This is a genomic window from Saccharospirillum alexandrii (assembly GCF_004000275.1).
Taxonomy (GTDB): Bacteria; Pseudomonadota; Gammaproteobacteria; order Pseudomonadales; family Natronospirillaceae; genus Saccharospirillum; species Saccharospirillum alexandrii.
Map to the genome: position 1 here is coordinate 197,745 of NZ_RCIP01000002.1, position 23,247 is coordinate 220,991.

At 57.9% G+C, this 23,247-nt stretch carries 19 protein-coding genes; 4 read left to right on the forward strand and 15 right to left on the reverse strand.

What is annotated here, in order from left to right:
• Positions 1 to 13 precede the first annotated feature (13 nt).
• Positions 14 to 1,255: a phosphopentomutase gene (locus tag EP166_RS08750; protein WP_127556451.1), complete on the forward strand. Its 1,242-nt coding sequence runs from the start codon at positions 14 to 16 to the stop codon at positions 1,253 to 1,255.
• 275 nt (positions 1,256 to 1,530) lie between these two features.
• Here the strand turns inward: EP166_RS08750 and rlmB are convergent, their stop codons facing one another.
• The 12 genes from rlmB to tsaE all read right to left on the reverse strand — a co-directional run bounded on the left by rlmB (position 1,531) and on the right by tsaE (position 17,081).
• Positions 1,531 to 2,292, reverse strand: a complete 762-nt coding sequence (rlmB, locus tag EP166_RS08755) for a 23S rRNA (guanosine(2251)-2'-O)-methyltransferase RlmB (RefSeq protein WP_127556452.1) — start codon at positions 2,290 to 2,292, stop codon at positions 1,531 to 1,533.
• Positions 2,293 to 2,375: 83 nt separating this feature from the next.
• Positions 2,376 to 4,781 carry a ribonuclease R gene (rnr, locus tag EP166_RS08760; protein ID WP_127556453.1) on the reverse strand — a complete coding sequence of 802 codons (2,406 nt, stop codon included), beginning with the start codon at positions 4,779 to 4,781 and terminating at the stop codon, positions 2,376 to 2,378.
• 561 nt (positions 4,782 to 5,342) lie between these two features.
• A complete protein-coding gene (locus EP166_RS08765) occupies positions 5,343 to 6,638 on the reverse strand; it encodes an adenylosuccinate synthase (RefSeq protein WP_127556454.1) in 1,296 nt (431 codons plus the stop codon).
• A gap of 49 nt (positions 6,639 to 6,687) precedes the next feature.
• Entirely contained in the window at positions 6,688 to 7,869 is a 1,182-nt protein-coding gene (locus EP166_RS08770; RefSeq protein WP_127556455.1) for an ATP phosphoribosyltransferase regulatory subunit, read from the reverse strand.
• A 213-nt stretch (positions 7,870 to 8,082) separates the two neighbouring features.
• Positions 8,083 to 9,024 carry a protease modulator HflC gene (gene hflC, locus EP166_RS08775; protein ID WP_127556456.1) on the reverse strand — a complete coding sequence of 314 codons (942 nt, stop codon included), beginning with the start codon at positions 9,022 to 9,024 and terminating at the stop codon, positions 8,083 to 8,085.
• 12 nt (positions 9,025 to 9,036) lie between these two features.
• Positions 9,037 to 10,248, reverse strand: a complete 1,212-nt coding sequence (hflK, locus tag EP166_RS08780; protein WP_127556457.1) for an FtsH protease activity modulator HflK — start codon at positions 10,246 to 10,248, stop codon at positions 9,037 to 9,039.
• A gap of 64 nt (positions 10,249 to 10,312) precedes the next feature.
• The gene (gene hflX / locus EP166_RS08785; protein WP_127556458.1) at positions 10,313 to 11,626 is read right to left on the reverse strand and encodes a ribosome rescue GTPase HflX; all 1,314 of its coding nucleotides are present in this window, start codon (positions 11,624 to 11,626) and stop codon (positions 10,313 to 10,315) included.
• Positions 11,627 to 11,679: 53 nt separating this feature from the next.
• Positions 11,680 to 11,922 (reverse strand): RNA chaperone Hfq, encoded by a 243-nt coding sequence (hfq, locus tag EP166_RS08790; RefSeq protein WP_028669518.1) that lies wholly within the window; start codon positions 11,920 to 11,922, stop codon positions 11,680 to 11,682.
• 330 nt (positions 11,923 to 12,252) lie between these two features.
• On the reverse strand, positions 12,253 to 13,248 hold the full coding sequence (miaA, locus tag EP166_RS08795; protein WP_342775613.1) for a tRNA (adenosine(37)-N6)-dimethylallyltransferase MiaA: 996 nt from the start codon (positions 13,246 to 13,248) through the stop codon (positions 12,253 to 12,255).
• On the reverse strand, positions 13,249 to 15,141 hold the full coding sequence (mutL, locus tag EP166_RS08800) for a DNA mismatch repair endonuclease MutL (protein ID WP_127556459.1): 1,893 nt from the start codon (positions 15,139 to 15,141) through the stop codon (positions 13,249 to 13,251). It lies immediately after the preceding gene.
• A gap of 46 nt (positions 15,142 to 15,187) precedes the next feature.
• The gene (locus EP166_RS08805) at positions 15,188 to 16,543 is read right to left on the reverse strand and encodes an N-acetylmuramoyl-L-alanine amidase (protein WP_246026255.1); all 1,356 of its coding nucleotides are present in this window, start codon (positions 16,541 to 16,543) and stop codon (positions 15,188 to 15,190) included.
• 43 nt (positions 16,544 to 16,586) lie between these two features.
• Positions 16,587 to 17,081, reverse strand: a complete 495-nt coding sequence (tsaE, locus tag EP166_RS08810) for a tRNA (adenosine(37)-N6)-threonylcarbamoyltransferase complex ATPase subunit type 1 TsaE (RefSeq protein ID WP_342775614.1) — start codon at positions 17,079 to 17,081, stop codon at positions 16,587 to 16,589.
• 147 nt (positions 17,082 to 17,228) lie between these two features.
• On the opposite strand from tsaE, the gene queG reads away from it, so the two are divergent.
• Positions 17,229 to 18,314, forward strand: a complete 1,086-nt coding sequence (gene queG, locus EP166_RS08815; protein WP_127556460.1) for a tRNA epoxyqueuosine(34) reductase QueG — start codon at positions 17,229 to 17,231, stop codon at positions 18,312 to 18,314.
• Between the two features lie 40 nt (positions 18,315 to 18,354).
• Here the strand turns inward: queG and EP166_RS08820 are convergent, their stop codons facing one another.
• Complete coding sequence (locus EP166_RS08820; RefSeq protein ID WP_127556461.1) at positions 18,355 to 18,969, reverse strand: IMPACT family protein; 615 nt, start codon at positions 18,967 to 18,969, stop codon at positions 18,355 to 18,357.
• Positions 18,966 to 19,568 (reverse strand): GDSL-type esterase/lipase family protein, encoded by a 603-nt coding sequence (locus tag EP166_RS08825; RefSeq protein ID WP_127556462.1) that lies wholly within the window; start codon positions 19,566 to 19,568, stop codon positions 18,966 to 18,968. The genes EP166_RS08820 and EP166_RS08825 overlap by 4 nt, the downstream gene beginning before the upstream one ends.
• A 177-nt stretch (positions 19,569 to 19,745) precedes the next feature.
• On the opposite strand from EP166_RS08825, the gene EP166_RS08830 reads away from it, so the two are divergent.
• Together EP166_RS08830 and EP166_RS08835 are read left to right on the forward strand one after the other, a co-directional pair.
• Positions 19,746 to 20,810 carry a BamA/TamA family outer membrane protein gene (locus EP166_RS08830; RefSeq protein ID WP_164743877.1) on the forward strand — a complete coding sequence of 355 codons (1,065 nt, stop codon included), beginning with the start codon at positions 19,746 to 19,748 and terminating at the stop codon, positions 20,808 to 20,810.
• Positions 20,810 to 21,709: an ion transporter gene (locus EP166_RS08835; RefSeq protein WP_127556464.1), complete on the forward strand. Its 900-nt coding sequence runs from the start codon at positions 20,810 to 20,812 to the stop codon at positions 21,707 to 21,709. The genes EP166_RS08830 and EP166_RS08835 overlap by 1 nt, the downstream gene beginning before the upstream one ends.
• A gap of 195 nt (positions 21,710 to 21,904) precedes the next feature.
• Here EP166_RS08835 and pobA read toward each other — a convergent pair whose 3' ends face one another.
• Positions 21,905 to 23,086, reverse strand: a complete 1,182-nt coding sequence (pobA, locus tag EP166_RS08840; protein WP_127556465.1) for a 4-hydroxybenzoate 3-monooxygenase — start codon at positions 23,084 to 23,086, stop codon at positions 21,905 to 21,907.
• Positions 23,087 to 23,247: the final 161 nt, after the last annotated feature.

A 23,247-nucleotide genomic window follows, 5' to 3' on the forward strand; every position in this document is an offset into this window, starting at 1 on the left:
CCGGGAGGAAGACATGGGACGCGCTATCGTACTGGTACTGGATTCATTCGGCATTGGCGCCAGCGCCGACGCCGACCGCTTCGGCGACACTGGCGCCAACACCCTGGGCCACATCGCCCAGTGGTGCGCCGAGGGCAAGGCTGACAAGGGCCGGGCCGGCAAACTGACCCTGCCCAACCTGACCCGCCTGGGGCTGGTCAACGCCGCCACCGAAAGCAGCCAGGGCGCCGTGCCTGAAGGCATGACGCTGGCGACCGAAACCGTCGGCAGCTACGGCTACGCCCGGGAATTGTCGAGCGGTAAAGACACACCCAGCGGCCACTGGGAAATCGCCGGCGTACCGGTTCTCTATGACTGGGGCTATTTCAGCGAGCTGGAAAACTCCTTCCCGCAGTCATTGCTGGATACCCTGATCGAACGGTGTGACCTGCCCGGCGTGCTTGGCAATTGCCATGCCTCAGGCACCGAGATCCTGAAAAAACTGGGTGAAGAACACTGCAAGACCGGCAAGCCCATCGTTTACACCTCAGCCGACAGCGTATTTCAGATTGCCTGCCATGAAGAAACCTTTGGTCTGGAACGTTTATACGAGGTGTGTGAAGTCGCCCGCGAACTGGTCGATGAATACAACATCGGCCGGGTGATCGCCCGCCCCTTCATCGGCGACAGCGCCGACACCTTCCAGCGCACCGGCAACCGTCATGACCTGGCGGTCGAGCCACCGGCACCGACCGTGCTGAAGAAACTGGCGGAAGAAGGCGGCGAAGTAATTTCCATCGGCAAGATCGCTGACATCTACGCCAATGTGGGCATCACTCAGAAGTTTAAGGCCACCGGTCTACCGGCCCTGGTCGATGAAACGCTGACGCAAATGAGCAAGGCAGACGATCGCAGTCTGATTTTCACCAACCTGGTGGATTTCGATTCATCCTACGGCCATCGCCGGGATGTTGCCGGCTACGCCGCCGCCCTGGAATACTTCGACTCGCGCCTGCCCGAGATTCTTGAGCAGATGCAGGACGATGACATCCTGATCATGACAGCCGATCACGGCTGCGACCCAACCTGGCCAGGCACCGACCACACTCGCGAGCACATCCCGGTGCTGGTGTACGGAAAAACCCTGAAACCCGTCAATCTGGGCGAGCGGGAAACCTTTGCCGACATTGGCCAGACGTTGGCGGAGTTTTTTAAGGTAGGACGGATGGACTATGGCACCAGCTTCCTGAAATCTCTGACCGGAGAGGCTGCCTAACTACGGTCGATTTTATTATTCAGGCTACGGAGTTCGGTTAACTTCCAAGGCTTTGGCCCGCACCAGATACCGGGTGTGCCTCTTTGGGGTCGGCGTAAATCCATCCATGGAGCCTAGGCCGCAGGATATGAATCCCTTCCATGGGATTCACCCTTCGGGTTCGCTGCGCTCATGCTAAAACGCTCCCGGCGTTTTAGTCCATGCTGCGGACTACCCCACAGAGGCACACCCGGCACCCGGCGCTAATCTTCTGAGCGAACTCCTGAACTTATTATCTAGCCCAACCTCTGACGAACAGCTTCAAACAAGCAGACGCCTGCGGCAACACTGACGTTCAAGCTACTCACCTGGCCAGCCATGGGCAGCTTGAACAGTCCATCGCAGGTATCACGCGTCAGCCGTCGTAATCCGGCGCCTTCAGCCCCCATCACAATGGCCACGGAGCCAGTCAGGTCCGTCTGATAGATTGACGCTTCAGCCTCTCCCGCCGTTCCATAAATCCAGACACCCTGCTGCTTTAATGCCTCCAGAGTGCGCGCCAAATTGGTGACGACGACAAAAGGCACCGTATCCGCTGCACCACTGGCAATCTTGACTGCGGTTGGCGTCAGGCTCGCCGACTTGTCTTTCGGGACGATGATTGCATCGGCCCCGGCGGCATCGCAGCTGCGCAGGCAAGCGCCGATGTTGTGCGGGTCGGTCACGCCGTCGAGCACCAGCAGCAAGGCTGGGCGATCCAGGCCGGCTACCAGCGATTCGAGGTCACCTTCATCCAGCACCGGCGCAGCCAGTGTTTGCACCAGTACGCCTTGATGTCGAGCGTCTTGCATGTCGTTACGGTTGAGCAGGCGATCGAATTCCTCTCTGGCCAGCCAGCGGAAGCGAGCGCCCTGGCCCTTGGCCAGATCCAGCAGGCGCTGAATACGCTGATCCTGCCGGCCCTTCAGAAAAACGATTTCCCGCACCCGATCCGGATGTTGCTCAAGGGCGCTCTGGCAGGCATGAATGCCGTAGACCCAGGACGTTGCGTCACTCATGGTTATTCTTCCCGAAAATCAAACTAACCCAGAAACAGGAAAGCCCGGCGAATCGCCAGGCTTTCCTTACTCAAACAGCGATGTTACTCGCTGCTTTTGCGACGACGCGGACGCGACTTGCGTTTACCGCCCGACTTGGCCGACTTCTTACCTTTTTTGGCGTCGTCACCGGCACCGGTTTTCTGATCTGGCCGCGCCTTGGCTTTCGAGCCTTTGGCCGTGCCGGGACGGGACGGTTTCTGGACCCAGTCGCCCGACAATTCAAAGTCGATCTTGCGGTCATCGAGATCAACCCGCATGACTTTAACCTGCAACCGGTCGCCCAGACCATAACTGACCCGGGTGCGTTCGCCGACCAGGCAATGCGCCACTTCGTTGAACTGATAATAGTCGCTGGCCAGTGAACTGATGTGCACCAGACCGTCCACGTAGACTTCGTCGAGCTGAACAAACAAGCCAAAGTTGGTGACGGACGATACCGTTCCCATGAACTCGTCGCCCACATGGTCTTTCATGTATTCGCACTTGAGCCAGGCCACCACATCCCAGGTTGCCTCGTCGGCACGGCGCTCGGTCAGTGAACAGTGCTCACCCAACTCGACCATGGCCTGCAAATCGTAAGGATAGATGTCTTTCTGGTTCAGTTTCGATGCGCCCCGAACCCGACGTACCAGAGAGGTTCGCTTGCCGGAACGAATCACACTGCGAATCGCGCGATGCGTTAGTAAGTCCGGATAACGGCGAATTGGTGACGTAAAATGGGTGTAGGCATCGAACGCCAGGCCGAAGTGGCCCAGGTTATCCGGCTGATACACCGCCTGATTCATCGACCGCAGCAGCATGGTCTGAATCAACTGGAAATCTTCCCGGCCTTTCAGTTGGTTCAACAGGGTCTGATAATCTTTGGCATGGGGTTTCTCCCCGCCTTTCAGATCCAACCCCAATTGACCCAGATACTTGCGCAGGTTTTCCAGACGCTCTGGCGAGGGTGTGTCGTGCACCCGATACAGCGCGGGAATCTCGAGTTCCTGCATGAAATTCGCTGCACAGACATTAGCGATCAGCATGCATTCTTCGATCAGCCGGTGTGCATCGTTTCGCTCACTCGGGACAATGCGCTCGATCTTGCGGTCGGCATCGAACACAATCTTGGTTTCGACCGTTTCAAAATCGATCGCACCGCGCTTGCGACGCTGGAAGCGGAAAATCTTATACAGCTCGCGCAGCGTGGTGAGGTTTTTCAGCACTGCCTCACCGTATTCCTGCTGCATGGTTTCACGCGCCTCGGCGGCGGTTTCCGGCTCCAGCAGTGGCGCCACCTTGTTGTAGGTCAGGCGGGCATGGGAATTGATGAGGCCTTCCATGAAGCGGTAGCTGTCGATGTTCCCGGTAGCCGACACAGTGATTTCACAGACCAGCGTCAGGCGATCAACATTTGGGTTCAGTGAGCACAAGCCGTTCGACAGAATCTCCGGCAGCATCGGAATGACCCGCTCGGGAAAATACACCGAGGTGGAACGCTTGCGGGCTTCGTTATCCAGCGGCGAGTTAACGGCTACATAGTTAGAGACGTCGGCAATGGCAACGAACAGGCGCCAGCCACCACCCCGAACCGATTCGGCGAGTACCGCGTCGTCGAAATCCCGGGCGGTTTCGTCATCGATGGTGACGAATGCCTTGTCGCGCAGGTCGATGCGATTGACCTTGTGCGCTTCGTCAACCTGATCGCTCATGCCCTCGATGTGGTCGAGTACCTCGCGCGGCCATTCGTGCGGTATGTCGTGGGTACGCAGGGCAATATCGATTTCCATGCCCGGTGCCATGTGCTCACCCAACACCTGTGAAACACGCCCGACCGGCTGACGCCGGAACTGGGGCTGTTCGAGCACGTCGACCACGACGATGTCGCCGGGCGCGGCGTCACCTTCATTGCCGGCCGGGATCAACACATCAATGCTGACGCGACGATTCTCCGGTTCAACCCGGCCTATACCGCCGTCGTTGAAATACCGGCCCACAATTTCCCGGGTATTGTGCTCAAGCACTTCGGTAATAATGGCTTCAACACGGCCGCGGTGGTCGGTACCGCCCTTGCGGACAAGCACGATGTCGCCATCGAAGCAGCAGCGCATCTGGCGATGGTTCAATACGTAGTCTTTGCCACCCTGATCGTGGATCAGAAAGCCAAAGCCATCGGGGTGGCCCTGGACGCGCCCTTTCACCAGATCCATCTTGTCGATCAGGCCAAAAGCGCCTTTGCGCGAGCACAGCAACTGGCCGTCGCGGACCATGGCAATCAAACGACGACGCAGTGCTTCAATATCGCGTTCGTCGTCGGCCAGTCCCAGCTCATCGCACAGTTCGGGGTGTGTTGCGGGGCCCTGGCGATTTTCCAGGTGCTCCAGAATAAATTCCCGACTGGGAATGGGGTTTTCGTATTTCTCAGCTTCCCGTTCAAGATTCGGGTCAGCGGGTTTCCGTCGGCTGATAGGTCGTAATCCTTGTTGATTAAAATTTGATCATATGATGTCAGTGTCAACCTCGGATTCATGGGGCCGTTTAATAGGCCAATAGGCTATGGTTGACTAATGCGCGAACAGTATAACGCATTGTTGGGTATCTGAATAAGGTTGTCTGCAGACGGCTGTAACGGCATGGCTACGGGCAAAACAGAGGGGTTGGTTTGGCTCTGTAGCTGTCGTCCGCTGCGGCTACCGGTGGTGCCTCTGAGGGGTCGGCGTGAATCCTTCCTTGGAGCCTAGACCGCAGCATCCCTGCTGCGGACTTCCCCTCAGAGGCACCAACGGCACCCGCAGCTTGCTATGTGCAAAAGCCGAAATTAAATCTACTGAATCAAGTTTCTGAATTCGCTATAGACTAGCGACGGGTGTCACGGTTGCTCATGTGGGGGTATCTGAGGCATGGATGCCGAAGTTAAGCCTACAGGGCGGTCCGACGTCTCGGTGTATTCACGGCGCCCCCACAGGGGCAACCGTGACACCCGTCGCGGGCTCAAGACGATAATGCCAACTTGAACTCCGAGACGAGAATTACTGAATATCGAACGAGTGGCGAAGTACGATGGTTTCAACTCGGTCCGGGCCGGTTGAAACGATATCGATGGGCGCGCCGATGGCCTTTTCCAGGTAGGCGATGTAATCCCGGGCGCGCTGTGGCAGCTGGCTCAGCTCGCTGGCGCCGACGGTGGATTCATCCCAGCCTGGCAGCTCTTCGTAGACCGGGGTTACCCGGGCGAAGGCTTCTGCCGATTCCGGCCATTCCACGTCGTTGCCGGCCTCGTCGCGATAGCCGACACATACCTTGACGGTTTTCAGGCCGTCCAGCACGTCCAGCTTGGTCAGGCAGATGGCGTTGATGCTGTTGATGCGAATGCTGTGTTTAACCAGCACGGCATCGAACCAGCCGCAGCGCCGTGCACGGCCCGTGGTGGTGCCAAATTCATTGCCTTTTTTGGCCAGGTACTTGCCATCGTCATCGAACAGTTCTGTCGGGAATGGACCCGAGCCGACACGGGTGGTGTAAGCTTTGGTGATGCCCATGATCTGGTCGAGATACAACGGCCCCACGCCAGAGCCGGTGGCAACGCCGCCCGCCGTGGTGTTGGAGGACGTCACGTAGGGGTAGGTGCCGTGGTCGATATCCAGCAGTGAGCCCTGGGCGCCTTCGAACATGATGTCGCCACCCTGCTCGCGGATGCTGTGAATCAGGCCAACGGAGTTGACGGTGATATCGCGAATGCTCTGTGCCTGCTCAATCACTTCAGCCAGGGTCTGGTCGACGTCGATGGCGTCTACGCCATAGTAGTTGGCCAGCACAAAGTTGTGATAATCCATCAACTCGCGCACCTTGTCGGCAAAGCCGGGCTGGAATACGTCACCCAGGCGAACGCCGCGACGACTGACCTTGTCTTCATAGGCCGGGCCGATGCCACGACCTGTGGTGCCGATTTTGGCTTCACCACGACGGCTTTCACGGGCCTGGTCAAGTGCAATGTGTACCGGCAAAATCAATGGGCAGCCGTGGCTGACGCGCAACCGTTCGCGTACCGGAACGCCGCGCTCTTCGAGCATGGCCATTTCCTTCAGCAGCGCCTCAATGGAGAGCACCACGCCGTTACCGATGATGCAATTGACACCCTGGCGCAAAATGCCCGACGGAATCAGGTGCAAGGCGGTTTTAACACCGTCGATCACCAGGGTATGGCCAGCGTTGTGCCCGCCCTGAAAGCGCACCACAGCCGACGCTTTTTCCGTCAGCAGGTCGACGATCTTACCTTTGCCTTCGTCACCCCACTGGGTGCCGAGTACGACAACATTCTTACCCATCGTTTTTTGCCTGTAGTTGATAATATGGTTGGTTAATCGGTTGGCTGGTTCAGGCTAACGGCTTTATCTGCCAGTCGCCCTGCACCTGCACGAGTTCCCGGTCACAGCCCAGCTCTTCTGGAGCCGCCTGATCCGTAAAGACCTGAATCACCCGCTCGCCGGAGGCCCGCAACTGGCTGATCCGTTCGATCAGCCCCGGGTCTGTGACGGCCGGTGCCCGTATCCCTGCGGCTTCCTGCCAGCGGCCACGCGTCTGGCTGGCCAGAATCTTTAGATCGCTGGAGAAGCCTGTCGCCGGACGCGCACGGCCAAATACCTTGCCAGTTGAATCGTAGCGGCCACCCTTGGCAACGGCCTGACCAAAACCGGGAACAAAGGCCGAAAACACCAGGCCAGTGTGGTAATTGAAGTCCCGCAGTTCGGCCAGATCCAGGTGAATTTGCTGCTCAGGAAAGCGGGCTTTCAAGGCCTCGGCGATCCGGGTCAGCGTATCCAGTGCTGTTAACACGCCTTCGGGCGCACCGGCAAAGCGTTCCGGCCAGCCCTCCAGTTTATCCATTGAACCGGCGCATTGTGGTAGCAGGGCAAACCAGCGTTTGAAATCATCGCTCAGTGGGGCGGTTTCAAGCCAGGTGTTCAGTTCTGGCAGAGAGCGGTGGCGCAACAACCGGAACAGCTGAGTCGCGTTGTCGCCCTCAAGACCAGATGCCTCGATCAGCGCCTGGTAAATACCAATGTGACCCAGGTCAAGCGTTACGTTGACCAGGCCGGCCCGGGCCAGCGAAGTGAGCATCAGCGAAACAATCTCGATGTCGCTGTCGATGCCGGAATAGCCATACAGTTCAGCGCCAATCTGAATGGGGCTGCGCGATGACAGCAGGTGTGTTGCCTTGGTGTGCAGCACATTGCTCGAATAACAGTAACGGGCCACACCAGCACGCGGCAGACTGTGGGCGTCCATACGGGCCACCTGCTGGGTGTTGTCGGCACTCAGCCCCATTAGGCGGCCACTGGTCTGGTCGGTGATCTTGTAGGTCAGCAAGTCCAGATCATGGCCGACCCCGGTGAGCAGCGATTCCAGGTATTCGGCGCTCGGCGGAATAACCAGGTCATAGCCCCAGGTACGGTACTCGTCGAGAAGAAGTCGGCGCAAGGCCTCAATTCGTGCGGCTTCCGGCGGCAGGACTTCCTCAATACCGTCGGGCAACAGCCAGCGTTCTGCTATGGTCATGCCGGAACACGTTCCCATTCATTCGATCAGGGTTTTACCAGGCGTCGCCGTCACGTTTGAAGCCCCACTTTTGTAGGGCCGGGTGAGCATTTGCCAACGCCGGGCACAAAAAAACCGGGCACATGGCCCGGTTAACGGATTCTACACTTGCAACGGCTGGCCCCCAACCCTTTTTTGAACTATTTCAAAGGGTGGGCGCCATTAGCCCGGCAATTACTCATCCGTGGTCAGAACACCGCCTTTCGATTGCAGGTAGCGGAAGAAATCGTTATCCGGCTCCAGCAACAAAATGTCGCCGCCGCTGCCAAAGCTGTCTTCATAGGCGCGCAGGCTACGGTAGAAACCGTAGAACTCCGAGTCTTCAGAATAGGCCGTGGAATAGATGCGCGATGCCTCGGCATCACCCTCACCCCGAATCTGTTCGGCTTCGCGGAACGCATTGGCGGTGATCACCGTTTCCTGGCGGTCTGCAGAGGCTCGAATTTCCTCGGCTTCCCGCTCACCGTTAGACCGGAACAAGCGTGCTTCCTGCTCACGGTCTGAGCGCATCCGACTGAATACGTCGGCCGACACTTCCTGCGGCAGGTCGATGGCTTTCACCCGAATATCAATGACCCGAATACCCAGCCCACTGCGGGCAAAGCCGTCAACATCGGACGTCACTTCACGCATCAGACGATCACGTTCGCCTTCATCTTCAATCGCCGTTCCCGTTGACAATGGCTCATCTTCAGCACGACCAGACACTACCTCGCGCAGGGTACGCCGACCAAAGGCGTCACGCAGGGCCGAGTTGATGCGGTTGGCCAGAATGGTGTTGGCGCGGAAAAAATCGCCGCCACTGGTGGCTGTATAGAAGGCACGCACGTCATCGATTTGCCATTGAACGTAGGCGTCCACTTCCAGACCTTTCTGCTCGCTGGTAATGAACCGCTCGGAATCGCTGTCGAGTGTAATGATCCGACGCTCAAACTTGCGCACCACTTCAATGAACGGCACCTTAAAATTCAGGCCTGGTGACACATCGGCGGCCACGACTTCACCAAACCGGAGTTTGATGGCGCGTTCTTTCTCAGACACCACGTAGACACTTTGCAGGCCTACAAAGACAACCAGAGCGAGCGCGGCGAGTAGAACTAAATTACGAGTACTCATGTTTCAGGCTCCTCAGTTGGTACGCCGGCGGTCGATTTCACGCAGTATCTGATCGGTCAGATTGCGCACTTCGCTGCTCGACAAGTTGTTCATGTTAGACCCTTGCGGGTTCAATACCTGCTGGCCCGACCCACTGCTGGCGCTGCCAGTTGAACCACGGGCATTACTGCGCAGTTGATCCAGCGGCAGGTACATCATGTTGTTACCGCCTTCGACATCCACCAGAACCTTATTGGTGTTGGCATAGATGCGTGAGATCGATTCCAGATAGAGCCGTTCGCGCGTCACTTCCGGCGCTTCACTGTAGGCACTAAGGATGTTGGTGAAACGGTCTGCCTCACCAGTAGCGTTCGCAACGACCTGTTCACGGTAGGCCTGAGCTTCTTCCAACTGCCGGCGCGCACGACCCTGAGCCACTGGCAAGATCTGGTTCGCATAGGCCTGGGCTTCGTTGATCAGACGTTGCTGGTCTTCCCGGGCGGTAATCACGTCATCAAACGCAGCCTGCACCTGTTGGGGTGGCGAGGTATCGTTGATGTTCAACTGAGCCAGTTCAATGCCCACGTCATAGAGGTTCAGGTAATTCTGTAACCGCTGGCGAACGGATTCCTGGATCTGGTCACGACCGACGGTCAGTGCCTGTTCCAGCGTGGCCGAGCCGATAACGTGTCGCAAGGCTGATTCAGCGGCATTGGCCAAGCTCGTTTCTGGCTGCTGCACGTTGAGCGCAAATTTCTGCGCATCCGCTGCCCGGTATTCCACCGTCATGGTGACTGACACGATGTTCTCATCGCCGGTCAGCATGCTTTCCTGGAGCCGATAGCTGCGCACTTCGGTGACGTTCACTTTCTGATCAATCTGATCAATAAAGGGGACCTTGAAGTGCAGACCCGGCAACTCGATCGTGCTGAACTCACCGAGACGCAAAATAACCGCGCGCTCGGATTCATCGACGGTGTAGATGGAGTCATATGCCGCATAGGCCAGTACCACGACCAGCAAAATGCCCACTATCGCGCCAAAGCTGGCGCCCGAACCACCGGAGCCGCCGGAACTGCCACCGCCCTTGTTCTTGCCACCACCGAGCCACTTGTTGAGCTTCTCGTTGACTTGCTTGAAGATTTCATCGAGATCCGGAGGGCCGTCATTGCCTTTACGGCGCCGGTTCCCCCAGGGATCCTGATCGTTATTGTTGTTGCCATTTGGTGGTTCATTCCACGCCATGGTCGTCTCCGTTTTCAAATGATAAAGGATTGGGTTGATGGCACCGGCTCAGCGCCGACAGCCGTCACAACTCAAAAAATTCCCGGGGTTCGCTGACTCCGAACCGCTCCGCATCAAGCCCGTTTTTCTTCAGTAGCTGCCGCAAGTCTTTTTTCTGGATGCGTATATCCAGTATCGACAGCCCCTCGGCATCGTAATCCTCAGACAGTACCGCATTGTACTGATAGAGTGCAGCCCTTAAAGCCGATTCGTCCGGTTTCAGGCTGATTTTACGTGCAATGATCTCATCGCCTAAACATTCTGCGATTGCCTGTTGAATCAACGCCAGGCCCTGTCCGGTCTGCGCTGATACCCAGACCCGGACCGGACGCCCCTGATCATTGCGCTCAATGGCCGGTTCAAAGTCGTCGAGCAGGTCAATTTTATTGAATATTTCCAGCCGGGGCAGGTCCAGCGAGCCAATTTCTTCGAGCACCAGCTCAACCTGCTCCATATTCTCTATACGGTCTTCATCGGCACAATCGACCACATGCAACAGTAAATCAGCGTCTGCCGTTTCCTGCAGAGTTGCCTTGAACGCCTGCACCAGCTTGTGCGGCAGGTGCCGGATAAACCCCACCGTATCGGCCAGAACCACATCGCCCATATCGGGGATGCTTAGCCGGCGCAGTGTGGGGTCGAGCGTCGCGAACAGTTGATCTGCGGCGTAAACCTCTGCCTGAGTCAGGGCGTTAAACAGCGTCGACTTGCCAGCGTTGGTGTACCCCACCAGCGAGATGGTCGGGGTGTCCGACCGGGTTCGTGCACGGCGGCCCTGGTCGCGTTGTTTCTCGACTTTTTCAAGACGGCGGTGAATGGTGCTGATGCGCACTTGCAGCAGACGGCGGTCGGTTTCAAGCTGGGTTTCACCCGGCCCACGCAGCCCGATACCTCCCTTCTGACGCTCGAGGTGGGTCCACCCTCGTACCAGGCGTGTACTCTGGTACTGGAGCTGAGCCAGTTCGACCTGAAGTTTGCCTTCGTGGGTACGCGCCCGTTGGGCGAAGATATCGAGGATAAGGCCAGTGCGGTCGAGCACCCGGCATTCCACCGCACGCTCAACGTTACGCTCTTGTGAGGGCGACAGACTGTGATTAAACAGCACCACGTCGGCATCGCTGGCCTTAACCGCGGCTTTTATTTCTTCCAGCTTGCCCGACCCGACAAAGTATTTCGGGTGCGGCGCCGACCGGGAACCGCCCAGACTGGCCACAGCAGTGGCACCGGCAGAGGTCACCAGCTCTTCAAATTCCTGGGGGTCTTCCCGGTTGGCAGATTCGGGAAAATCGACGTGAACCAATACAGCCCGGTCCCCGCCTTCGACACGTTCAAAAAACAATCAGACTCTCCGATACCCGATCATAGACCGGGCTGACCTGCAGAACAGCGCCATCACTCGATGGTGACTTCTTCGCTTTCATGAGGGATTTTAACATTGCGTGCTGGGACAACCGTGGAGATGGCGTGCTTATAGACCATCTGGCTCACGGTGTTTTTCAGCAGGATGACAAACTGGTCGAAGCTTTCAATCTGCCCTTGCAGCTTGATGCCATTCACCAGAAAGATGGAAACTGGAATACGTTCTTTCCGCAGCGCATTGAGGAAAGGGTCTTGTAACGAATGCCCCTTTGACATGTCGAACTCCTTTTAACGAAGGATTATAGTAATCGTTTATGGGCATACCGACAGTGCCGAACGTCACTGGACAGTCGGGCACTCGGCCTGCCGTTGATGGATTGCACCAGCGTCACCATCGATACGGCTACCTGACAGGGTAGTCCGCCTGCCCGGTTAACAAAAACGGGCAAACTACTCTCTTACTACGCAGGTTTGCGTATCCTGGGTCGACAAAAAGTCTGGGTTGTCGCGAATTGGCCGACCAAAGCCCGCCAGATCACTTCACAATCCGCAAGATAATGTGGAATTGTAGGCGAATTTCAAGCCGATGTGGATGCAATTCGTGTACTAAAGTCCCGATTTACGCAAGATTTGCCACGCCTGGTCAATAATGCGCCGATCTCCATCGGGCCCGGCAGGGTCGAGCACGGCCAGTTCCGGCCACTTACGCAACCAGGTCAATTGTCGCTTGGCCAGTTGCCGGGTGGCGGCAACGCCGGTCTCGATCAGGGTCGCGTGATCGATCTGCCCTTCAAGAAAGTGCCACATCTGGCGATAACCCACGGCCCGAATGCTGGGCAGGTCCGGGTGCAAATCCCCCCTCGCCATCAGCGCTCGCACTTCCTGCTCAAACCCCTGATCGAGCATCAGCTGAAACCGCCGGGCTATCCGTTCATGCAACACGGCCCGGTCTGCCGGAATCACCGCCAGTTGTATCAGATGCCAGGGGAAGGCCCCGGTCGCGTTCTGCGCCAGACGACCCTTGCCGTCGTTCACCGATTCAGCCCAGTAGGCTGAAATCGGCCGTCCGCTGACCCGGTACACTTCCAGAGCCCGCGTCACACGTTGCGGGTTTTGCCGGTCGATGCGCGTGAACGCGACCGGATCGACGACTTCCAGCTCGCGCAGCAGTGAAGTCAGACCCTCGGTTTCTAGCTGCGCCTGCAGTGCCTGTCGCACCGTTTCATCGGCTGGCGGCATGTCAGCCAGAGGCTCCACCAGAGCTTTGAAGTAGAGCATGGTGCCGCCGGTCAGCAGGGGAATCCGGCCGCGCTGCTGAATGTCGCTCATCGCAGCCAGGGCGTCGGTTCGAAACCGGGCCGCGCTGTAACTGTCGGCCGGGTCGCAGATATCGATCAGGTGATGGGGCGCCCGCTTCAGGGTAGCCGCGTCGGGCTTGGCGGAGCCAATATCCATGCCACGAAACACCTGGGCCGAGTCAACACTGATGATTTCGCATTGGCCGGCGTCCACCAGCGACAGGGCCAGGTCGGTCTTGCCCGCCGCCGTTGGGCCCATCAGGAAAATCGCCGTTGGCTTATCGGTCAGTGCTGGAGGGTTCACCTAACGCCCTCTCAAAAACAGCTTATCCAGCTCGTCGAGCGACAACTGAGTCCAGGTCGGGCGGCCATGGTTGCACTGGCCACTGCGCTCAGTTCGTTCCATATCACGCAGCAAGGCGTTCATTTCCGGGATGGTCAGCTTGCGATTGGCGCGTACCGATCCATGGCACGCCATGCTGGAGAGAATTTCGTCGCGCCGGGCAACAATGGCATCGGAGGTTTCGTGCTCGATAAAATCGGCCAGAACCGACCGAACCAGTGGTTCCACATCCGCCTGCTGCAGATAGACCGGCGTCTGTCGAACAATCAGCGCATCCGGCCCCAGGCGCTCAATCACCAGCCCGAAGTTGACCAGTAAATGCGCAAATTCTTCGGCGGCATCGGCCTCGCGCTCACTGACAGAGAGTTTCTGAGGCACCAGCACCGGCTGCGCCTGCAGGCCTTGCTGGTCGTACTGGCGTTTCATGCGTTCATAGGTAATGCGTTCATGAGCGGCATGCATGTCCACCACAATCAGCCCATGCTGGCTTTGCGACAGAATGAAGATGCCGTGTAACTGGGCAACCGCGAACCCAAGCGGCGGCATATCGCCGTCAGCCTCGGGCAAAGGCTGAGCAGGCCGGTCCCAACCCTGGGTTTCGGGGCGCTCAGTCGCGGCCCCCTCCGCGGTGGGGTATAGCGCCTGGTAAAACCCGATCTGATCGGCTACCGAGGCCGACTGCGCCCCTCCCGGGAAAGTTCGCTCATAACCCCCACCCGATGCAGGGGTGGGGGGTGACATGTCCATACGCTGCTGGCCGCCAAACTCGCCCGCCAAAGCGCCTGTAGCCTGAGGCCGCAACGCCTGGGGCGATGCGGCCTGCGCCCGGGACGGATCGGTCTCGGCATCGGGGCGAACTTGTGCCAGCGCCCGGTGCAATTGCCGAAACAGAAAATCATGCACCAGCCGTTGGTCCCGAAAGCGGACTTCGTGCTTGGTTGGATGCACGTTGACATCCACCCCGCTCGGGTCGAGCTGCAGATACAAAACAAAGCAGGGCTGGCGACCGTGGTAGAGCACATCCCGATAGGCCTGCTTTACCGCATGCGATATCACCTTGTCGCGCACCACCCGACCGTTCACAAAGAAGTACTGCATGTCGGCCATCGACCGGGAAAACGTCGGCAGGCCAACCCAGCCCGTCAGATGCAAACCCGCCGCTTCGGCATCGATTACCAGGGCATTGTTCATAAAGTCGGGGCTAAGCAATTGCGCGACCCGGCGTTCCTGCTCGGCCTGAGTCGTGGCCGGGCGCAAAGCGTGAATGGTCCGGTTGTTGTGACGCAGGCTGAAGCCCACATCAAAACGGGCCAGCGCCTGACGCTTCACCACTTCTTCGAGGTGGTTGTATTCGGTTTTTTCCGTGCGCATGAACTTGCGCCGGGCTGGAGTATTAAAAAACAGATCGCGCACTTCGACGGTGGTGCCATCGGTATGAGCCGCAGGGAGAATCTCGGTGTTCATGTCCTGGCCGTGCGTGTTCACTTGCCAGGCTTCGGCTTGCTCGGCTGGCTTCGACGTGAGCATCAGGCGCGATACCGAAGCAATACTCGCCAGCGCCTCGCCGCGAAAGCCCAGTGAAGCGACGGCTTCCAGTTCATCGAGATTGTGAATCTTCGAGGTGGCGTGCCGATTCAGCGCCATCGCCAGGTCGTCCCGAAGAATGCCCGAGCCGTTATCGCGAATGCGCATCAGCTTCACGCCACCCTGCTCGACTTCGACATCCACGCGGGTGGCGCCAGCATCCAGGCTGTTCTCGACCAGTTCTTTCACCACCGAAGCGGGTCGCTCAACCACCTCACCTGCCGCTATCTGGTTCGCCAGACGGGGAGAGAGCGTTAATATTCGACGCATGCCAGACCCTTCAATTAATCGTTACTACCCAGAAACGCCAGGGAGCTCAGCCTTGCGGAATCATAATGACCTGACCTATCCGGATAGACGTGCCATTTAACTGATTCACTTCCCGTAGCCGACTCACCGAGGTGTTATTGCGCGAGGCAATGCCGGACAGGGTATCGCCACTGACCACCACATAGCGACGCAAGGTGCCCGCTTCACGCTTTTGCCAGGCTACCCAGGTACCCGGGGGCGGGTTACTCTCGAACCACTGGGTCACCCCCTGGCGAATGGCCGATGCCAGTTGCCGGCGATAATTTGCCGAACCCAGATTGGCTTCTTCGGTCGGGTTTGAAATAAAGCCGGTTTCAACCAGAACGGAGGGCACATCCGGCGACTTCAGCACCGCGAAGCCCGCCTGTTCAACGCTGGCCTTGTGCATGCGGGCCACTTGTTTCATGTGTCCCAGAATGTCGCTACCCACGTCCAGGCTCGACCTCAGTGTTGCCGTCATCGATAAATCAACCAGCACCGAGCGCAGTATCTCGTCTTTGTCTTCCAGGCTGATGCCGTTCACACCACCAATCACATCGGCCGCATTTTCCTGGTTGGCCAGATACCCGGCCATGGCCGAGGTGGCACCACTCGACGACAACGCAAAAACCGATGCCCCCGAAGCCTGCGGGCTGGTGAAGGCGTCAGCATGGATGGAAATAAAGAGGTCGGCGCGTTTTTCGCGCGCCAGCTCACGCCGGCGTTGCAGCGATAAATAGTAATCACCGGTGCGCATCAGCACCGGCTCATAGCCCCGCAGATCGTCCAGTTGGTTATAAAGCTCCCGCGCAATGGCCAGCACCACGTCTTTTTCCCGCGTGCCTCGTGGGCCAATGGCGCCCGGGTCTTCACCACCGTGACCGGCATCGATCGCCACGACGATATTGCGTTGCTGGTTCGACAGATCGTCCGCACTGCGACTGACCTGGCGTTCACTCGGCTCCATGGACAGGCCAGGCGGGCGCTCCAGATCGAGCACCAGGCGATGCCCGTACTGTTCGTTCGGGCGCAAAACAAAGCTGCGCGGGCTCAGCTGGGTGGATAAATCGAGCACCACGCGCAACTCTCCGCCCTCCCGCTGGGCACTGCGAATGCGGGACACGCCGCTGTTTTCCAGCGACAGACTTTCCAGGTTGGTATCGAGCGACACATCACTGATGTCAACAACCACCCGACTCGGGTTGGACAACACGAATACCCGGTGTTCGACTGGGCCGCTGAGGTCAAAGACCAGACGAGTATTATCCGGCGCGGGCCAGATACGAGCGTCTTCAATCTCAGCAGCCCGGGCACCGCCGGCAGCACTCACCAGCCCAACAAGCACCAGCAACGGAGCCGCAAGGCTTACAAACCATTGTTTCATTAACCGTCCCATTAGTAAGTACATCGTGCTCGTCGCCAACCCATTACAACGCCTGTCCGGCCAGTTGCTGACTCAGCACATCGACGATCTGCTGGCCGGCTGTTGTAGCCCCATCAAATCCAATTAAGCGCCCGTCGCTGCCGTCAGCGGCCCCGGCATCGCTGAAATGTACCACGACATCGGCGTCTGGCAACACGCCAGCCCCGCGCTCCGGCCATTCTACCAGCCACAGGGTATCGGGCAGCAGATAGTCCCGCAGGCCCATAAATTCCAGCTCTTCAGCGTCTGCCAGGCGGTAGAGATCGAAGTGAACCACGGTGATACCGTCGCAATCGTAGGGCTCAAGCAGCGTATAGGTCGGACTCTTGACCCTGCCTTGCCAGCCACAGGCCTGAATCACAGCGCGACTGAGGGTGGTCTTACCCATGCCCAGCGTACCATCGAGATAAACGATACCCCCTTTTGTGGTACGCACTGCATTTGCCAGGCTGCGACCAACGGCATCCATGGCAACTTCACTGACAGTGATCGATAACACGATGTTCTGTTTCTCCCCGGCTGGTCAAATCACACCTAAACGCACAAAGTGTAACATCAAGCTGCCACCCGTGCGGAGCCCATGGGTTGTCTAACGCCCTGGATGGCCGCACACTTTACACCCTGCTTCCAAACTGGCCCTTGCCGCATGCCCGCTGACACCCAAGCCATTCCCAGTCTCGATCTGGTTCATCTGACACAACGGATCAAATCTGAAGCAGCCGCTCTGGGGTTTCAGGCGGCTCACATTGGCACCGGCAATACTGAGGCCCACCGGGCGAGCTATCTGGCCTGGCTGGAGGCGGGCTATCACGGCACCATGGACTGGATGACCCGCAATCTGGACAAGCGTTTCGACGCGGCGGAGCTACACCCCGGTTCACTGCGCTCCATTTCCGTGCGCATGGATTACCGGCCCGAAGGCGATATGCAGGGTGTGCTGGATGACCCAAACCAGGCTTATATCTCGCGCTATGCACTCGGCCGTGACTACCACAAGCTGATGCGCAAGCGCCTGACCCAGCTGGGCAAAACCATTGAATCCTGGGTTGGAGAACACGGCTTCAGAGCCTTTGTTGACAGCGCGCCGGTTCTGGAGCGCGAGTTAGCGCAGCAAAGTGGCATGGGTTGGCTGGGTAAAAATACCCTGTTGCTGAACCAGGAGGCCGGCAGCTACTTCTTTCTGGGCGAGTTGTTTACCAACCTGCCGTTGCCACTGGACGCCCCCTTTGAAAGCCAGCACTGTGGCAGCTGTAATCGCTGCCTGACCGACTGCCCGACGGATGCCTTTGTGGAGCCCGGGGTACTGGATGCCCGTAAATGCATCAGTTACCTCACCATCGAACACAGCGGCCCGATCCCGGTTGAACTGCGCAGCAAGATGGGCAACCGCATTTATGGCTGTGACGATTGCCAGATCGTCTGCCCGTTCAACCGTTTCAGCGAGCCAACCCGGGAAGCCGATTTCCAGCCCCGTCATTCACTGGACAACATCAGCCTTCTGACTCTGTTCACCTGGGATGAAGCTACCTTTCTGGGCAACACCGAGGGCTCCGCCATTCGCCGCATCGGCTTTGAGCAGTGGCAACGCAATCTGGCCGTTGCCCTGGGCAACGCACCGACCAGCGAGGCCATTGTATCCGCCCTGCAACGACGTTATCCGGATGCCAGCCCCCTGGTTCAAGAGCATATTCGCTGGGCATTGGAGCAGCATGAGCAGGCTGACACGGTCTAGACAGTTCACCTGGCGATCATCAATGCCTGGATGTCGGCAGCTATTCGAGCTCCGGTGACGCCCCTACCCGATGTTCAAAAAGATCATTTCGGTGTGGCGCCAGCGCGCAGAAATCGCGACGAAGGTCGTCGAGCTGGCTATCAGGCACCGTCACCTCCATGGTCACACCGGTGGTGTATTCAACTCCCCCGGGCAGCAGTTGGTAGCGTTCCAGTAACCGACGCAGCTCGCTTTCCAATGCGAACGGGCAGGTAAACACCCAGGGGTGCTGCGTTTCAACCGGCACCCATTCGGCCTGGTCCAGCGCCTGGGAAATAGCGCCACCGTAGGCGCGAACCAGGCCACCCGCCCCCAGTTTGACGCCCCCGAAGTAACGCACTACCACCGCCAGCACGTTTACCAGGTGCTTGTGACTGATTACATTGAAGATGGGTTTTCCGGCCGTGCCCGAGGGTTCGCCGTCGTCACTCATGCCGCTGTCGCCCTCGACATAAAACGCAAAGCAGATATGCCGGGCATCGGAATACTGGCTACGCAACTCAGCCAGGCGTGCCTGCACTGCAGCCCGGTCGGTCACCGGCTCCACCCAGGCCAGAAACCGGCTTTTCCGGACTTCAAGTTCCGCAAACACAGGGGCTTTTAACGTGCAATTCAACCAAACCACCAACTGCGGTCATTGCTGACCAGATCGAATATTTTCCGGTGACCAAAGGGCCCCGGGTGCAAGCGGTCGCCCTGGTTCAATTCGCGCCGGTATTGGACGTCGTCCTGAAGCGAGGTAAACAGGTCAACATAGGGGACACGGGCCCGGGTGCAGAGTTCACGAAAGCCACCATTAATGCGCTTTATCCGGGCATTGTGCGCCGGATCGTAAACCGCAGGCGGCCCCACCAGGAGCGGCTTGTAATGCCCATGCACCTGTTTCAGCAGCGTGCTCAGATTCTGCCAGGAGGTTTTGGCCGGCAGCGGGTCTGCGCCCCCCACCCCCACGGCATCCATCAGCCCAAAGGCCAGAATCAGCCGGTTATCGGCACCGAGTGGCATCCGTGGCTCCAGCTCAGTCAGCCGCCCGAGTACAGCCTCACTATTCTGGCCAACGATGCCCAGATTGTAGTAGTTCAACGGCCCATGGCCTGCACGAACGCTGTCGATCAGCGGGCCAGCCCAACCGCGATGTCCGGGGTCTCCCTCGCCGCTGGCGATGCCATCGCCAAGCACACAAATATTCAGGTCTGTCAGCAATACGGAGTTCATACTGTCTCTACTGCAGTGATCATTCAGCCAGTATATCGGCAAACGACCCGGTCTTCTCCAGTCACCTGCGTCACAATAGCCGGTTCAGACAGCGCCAATTCCCGCTTTCACCTTTTCGCCGCTGATCTGGCTGGTTATAGTGATGGCTGTTTCCGGCTACCCAGACTCGAGTGCGCCATGAAAATAAAAGCGTTATCCCTGCTTACCCTAACTGCTGCTATTGGCTCGGTTCAGGCTGAAAATCTGAAATCTGCTAACTGGGTGCTGCTGCCCGCCATTGGCTCAAGCCCTGAAACCGGCTTTCAATACGGTGCCTATGTGATGCGCCAGTTTGAACAAGTGAGCCTGAACCAGCCTCAGGACCGTCTGGAACTGTTGCTGCAAGGCACCGCCAAAGGCCAGTTCCAGGCTTATATCTGGCCCGATTTTTATGTGTCCGGTGGCGACTGGAACCTGTATGGCACCCTGGGCGGCAAATACTGGCCAACGCCCTATTACGAGCAGGGTAACGATACCGGTTTCGACGATGACGAGGAGATCTATGACCTCACCACCATCGAAACCGAGTTCGGCGCAGCCTATCGGGTGACACCCACATTGCGAGTCGGCGGCCTTGTGTTCGCCGACAATGAATCGATAGAAGACGATGCCAGCGACCCGCTACTGAGCAGCGACCAGCGCGGATTTGAAGGCGGCTTTTACAGTGGTCTCGGGCTGACGGCGCGCTGGGATACCCGCAACGACAGAGACTGGCCGACGGCAGGCTCACAAGCGAGCTTCACCGGCCGCCAGTATTTCGAATTCCTGGGCAGTGACGACAATTTCGGTACCATAGAAACCGATGTCGGCCATTACATTGCCCTGGGGGATGACGTCATCGCGCTGGGTGCCAATTACGATTTCGGTTGCGAAACCACGCCTTTCAGCCGCCTGCCTCGCCCGGCGGGTGCACGCACCCTGCGCGGTGCCGATGGCAATCTCTGGGTCGATCATCACCTACTTGGCCTGCAATCGGAATACCGGATGACACTCTCCCAGCGCTGGGCGGTGACCGGTTTTCTCGATACCGCCCAGGTGGCCAGTGAATTAAGCGAGTTCGGTGCAGACCGTTTCCACACCAGTGTCGGCGGCGGCATTCGTTATTCCACCATTGCCGATTCCCGCTTCAACATTCGCGCCGATTTTGGCCTGGTCGACATGGAAAGCTTTGGGTTTGCGATCAGTGTGGGTGAAGCGTTTTAATGCCGAACCCACGCACCGACCGGTTCCACATTCCACGCGCCACGGAACCACGGGACCGGTTACCCGAAGAAGCACCGCCAGAGCCACTGGCAAACTGGCGACTGGCGCTGAATGACGTCATTTTCGGTGCCGAATCGAAGGCCGGCAAGCTGTTCGATGTGGTGCTGATTCTAGCGATCATTATCAGCGTTCTTGCGGTGATGCTCGAAACCGTGGGAGCTGTAGTAGTGCACTACCGTCCCCTGCTCATCGGCATCGAGTGGGGTTTCACGCTATTGTTCACGATCGAGTACGGCCTGCGACTGGTCAGCGTGCGCCACCCGATGAAATACGCGACCAGTTTCTATGGCATTGTCGATTTGCTGTCGATCATTCCAACTTATCTGAGCTTACTGATACCAGGCGCCAATACCTTGCTGGTGATTCGCATCCTGCGAATACTGCGGGTGTTCAGGGTGCTAAAACTGATTCACTATATCAGTGAAGCTGAAATGCTGATGCAGGCTTTACGGGCAGGGAAACGCAAGATACTGGTGTTTCTCTACAGTGTTGTCACCATGGTCGTGGTGTTCGGTGCGTTCATGTACCTGATCGAAGGGCCGGAAGCCGGGTTTACGTCCATTCCCAAGAGCATCTACTGGGCGATTGTAACGCTCACCACCGTCGGCTATGGCGACATAACCCCAGTCACGCCGATCGGCCAATTTCTATCTACCGCCGTTATGATTATCGGCTACGCCATCATCGCCGTACCCACGGGCATCTACACCGCAGAACTCGCCACGCAACTGCGTGTCCAACGCGACAATCGCAGTTGCCCGGGCTGCGGAAAAACCGGCCACGAAGCCGATGCGGAATTTTGTCGGTTTTGCGGGGAAGAGATGGTGGACAAAGAGTAAGGATGACTGGGAGGTTGCCTTTACTGCCCGTTGAATTGGATTTAGTGGCTTTTGTTCGCAAACGACGGCCGGTGGCGTGTGAGTGGGACGCTGCAAGTACTTCCATGTAAGCTCGGCGGTCCGCGTCCATGCGGACCAACGCCCACTCACACGCCACCGACCGCCATTTGCTAAGTGAGCAGGTTACCTCTTTTTTTATTCAACCTTCTCGTACGGCAAACCCACGTAATTCTCCGCAATCACCGTCAGCCCTGCTTCCGACCCGGTAAAGTAATCCAGCTCGGCCAACTGCATTTTCTGATTGAACGTGTTCTCATCAAACTTGTGCATCATCGACGTCATCCACCAGGAGAAACGCTCGGCTTTCCAGATGCGGCGCAGGGCGATGTCGGAGTATTTGTCGAGCAATTCTGGCTTGCCATCGTGATAGGCGGCAATCATGGCATGGTACAGGGTATACACATCGCTGGCGGCGAGGTTCAGCCCTTTGGCGCCTGTGGGCGGCACAATGTGCGCCGCATCACCGACCAGGAACATGCGACCGAATTTCATCGGCTCGGCCACAAAACTGCGCAATGGTGCGATGCTTTTTTCGATGGATGGGCCGGTAACCAAACGGGCAGCTACATCTTCGGGCAGGCGACGTTTCAGTTCTTCCCAGAACCGCTCGTCAGACCAGTCTTCCACTTTTTCATCCAGCTCTACCTGAATGTAATAGCGGCTGCGGGTACTGGAGCGCATGGAACAGAGGGCAAAACCGCGTTCGTGGTTGGCGTAAATCAGTTCTTCATCGACCGGCGGTGTATCGGACAACACACCCAGCCAGCCGAACGGATAGATGCGTTCGTGCGTTTTCAGTACATCTTTCGGCGCGGTTTTTCGGGAGACACCATGGTAGCCATCGCACCCGGCTATATAGTCGCATTCGAGGGTAACTTTTTCACCGTTTTTGACGAAAGTGACCGTGGGTGTATCGGTATCGATGCCGTGAAGAGCAACGTCTTCGGCTTCGTAAACCGACAGGGCACCCGCTTCTTTCCGCGCGTCCATCAAGTCTTTGGTGACCTCGGTCTGGCCGTAAACCATAACGGTTTTGCCACCGGAATACTTTTTCAGATCAACTCGCTCCAGCCGGTTGTCGAACGACAGGTGAAAGCCTTCGTGAACCTGGCCCTCGCGGTCCATTCGCTCATCGACGCCGGCTTCGCGCAGCAAGTCGACCATGCCCTGCTCCAGAACGCCGGCACGAATGCGGCCCAGCACGTACTCTTCACTGCGCTGCTCGATGATCACGTTGTCGATGCCTTTGCGGTGCAGCAACTGGCCGAGCAACAGGCCCGAGGGGCCAGCGCCAATAATCGCGACTTGGGTTTTCATGTTCTGTACTCCTGTCGATGAGATGCATAGCAGGCATCCGGGCACCGCTGCCCGGTTATTTTGGAGGCTGCCATTTCTTATGCTGGTATTTTTAGTCGATACAGGGGGCAAAAGAAGGAACAAAACTGGGTTTTTCTTGTACTTTTGATGGATAGCGGCAC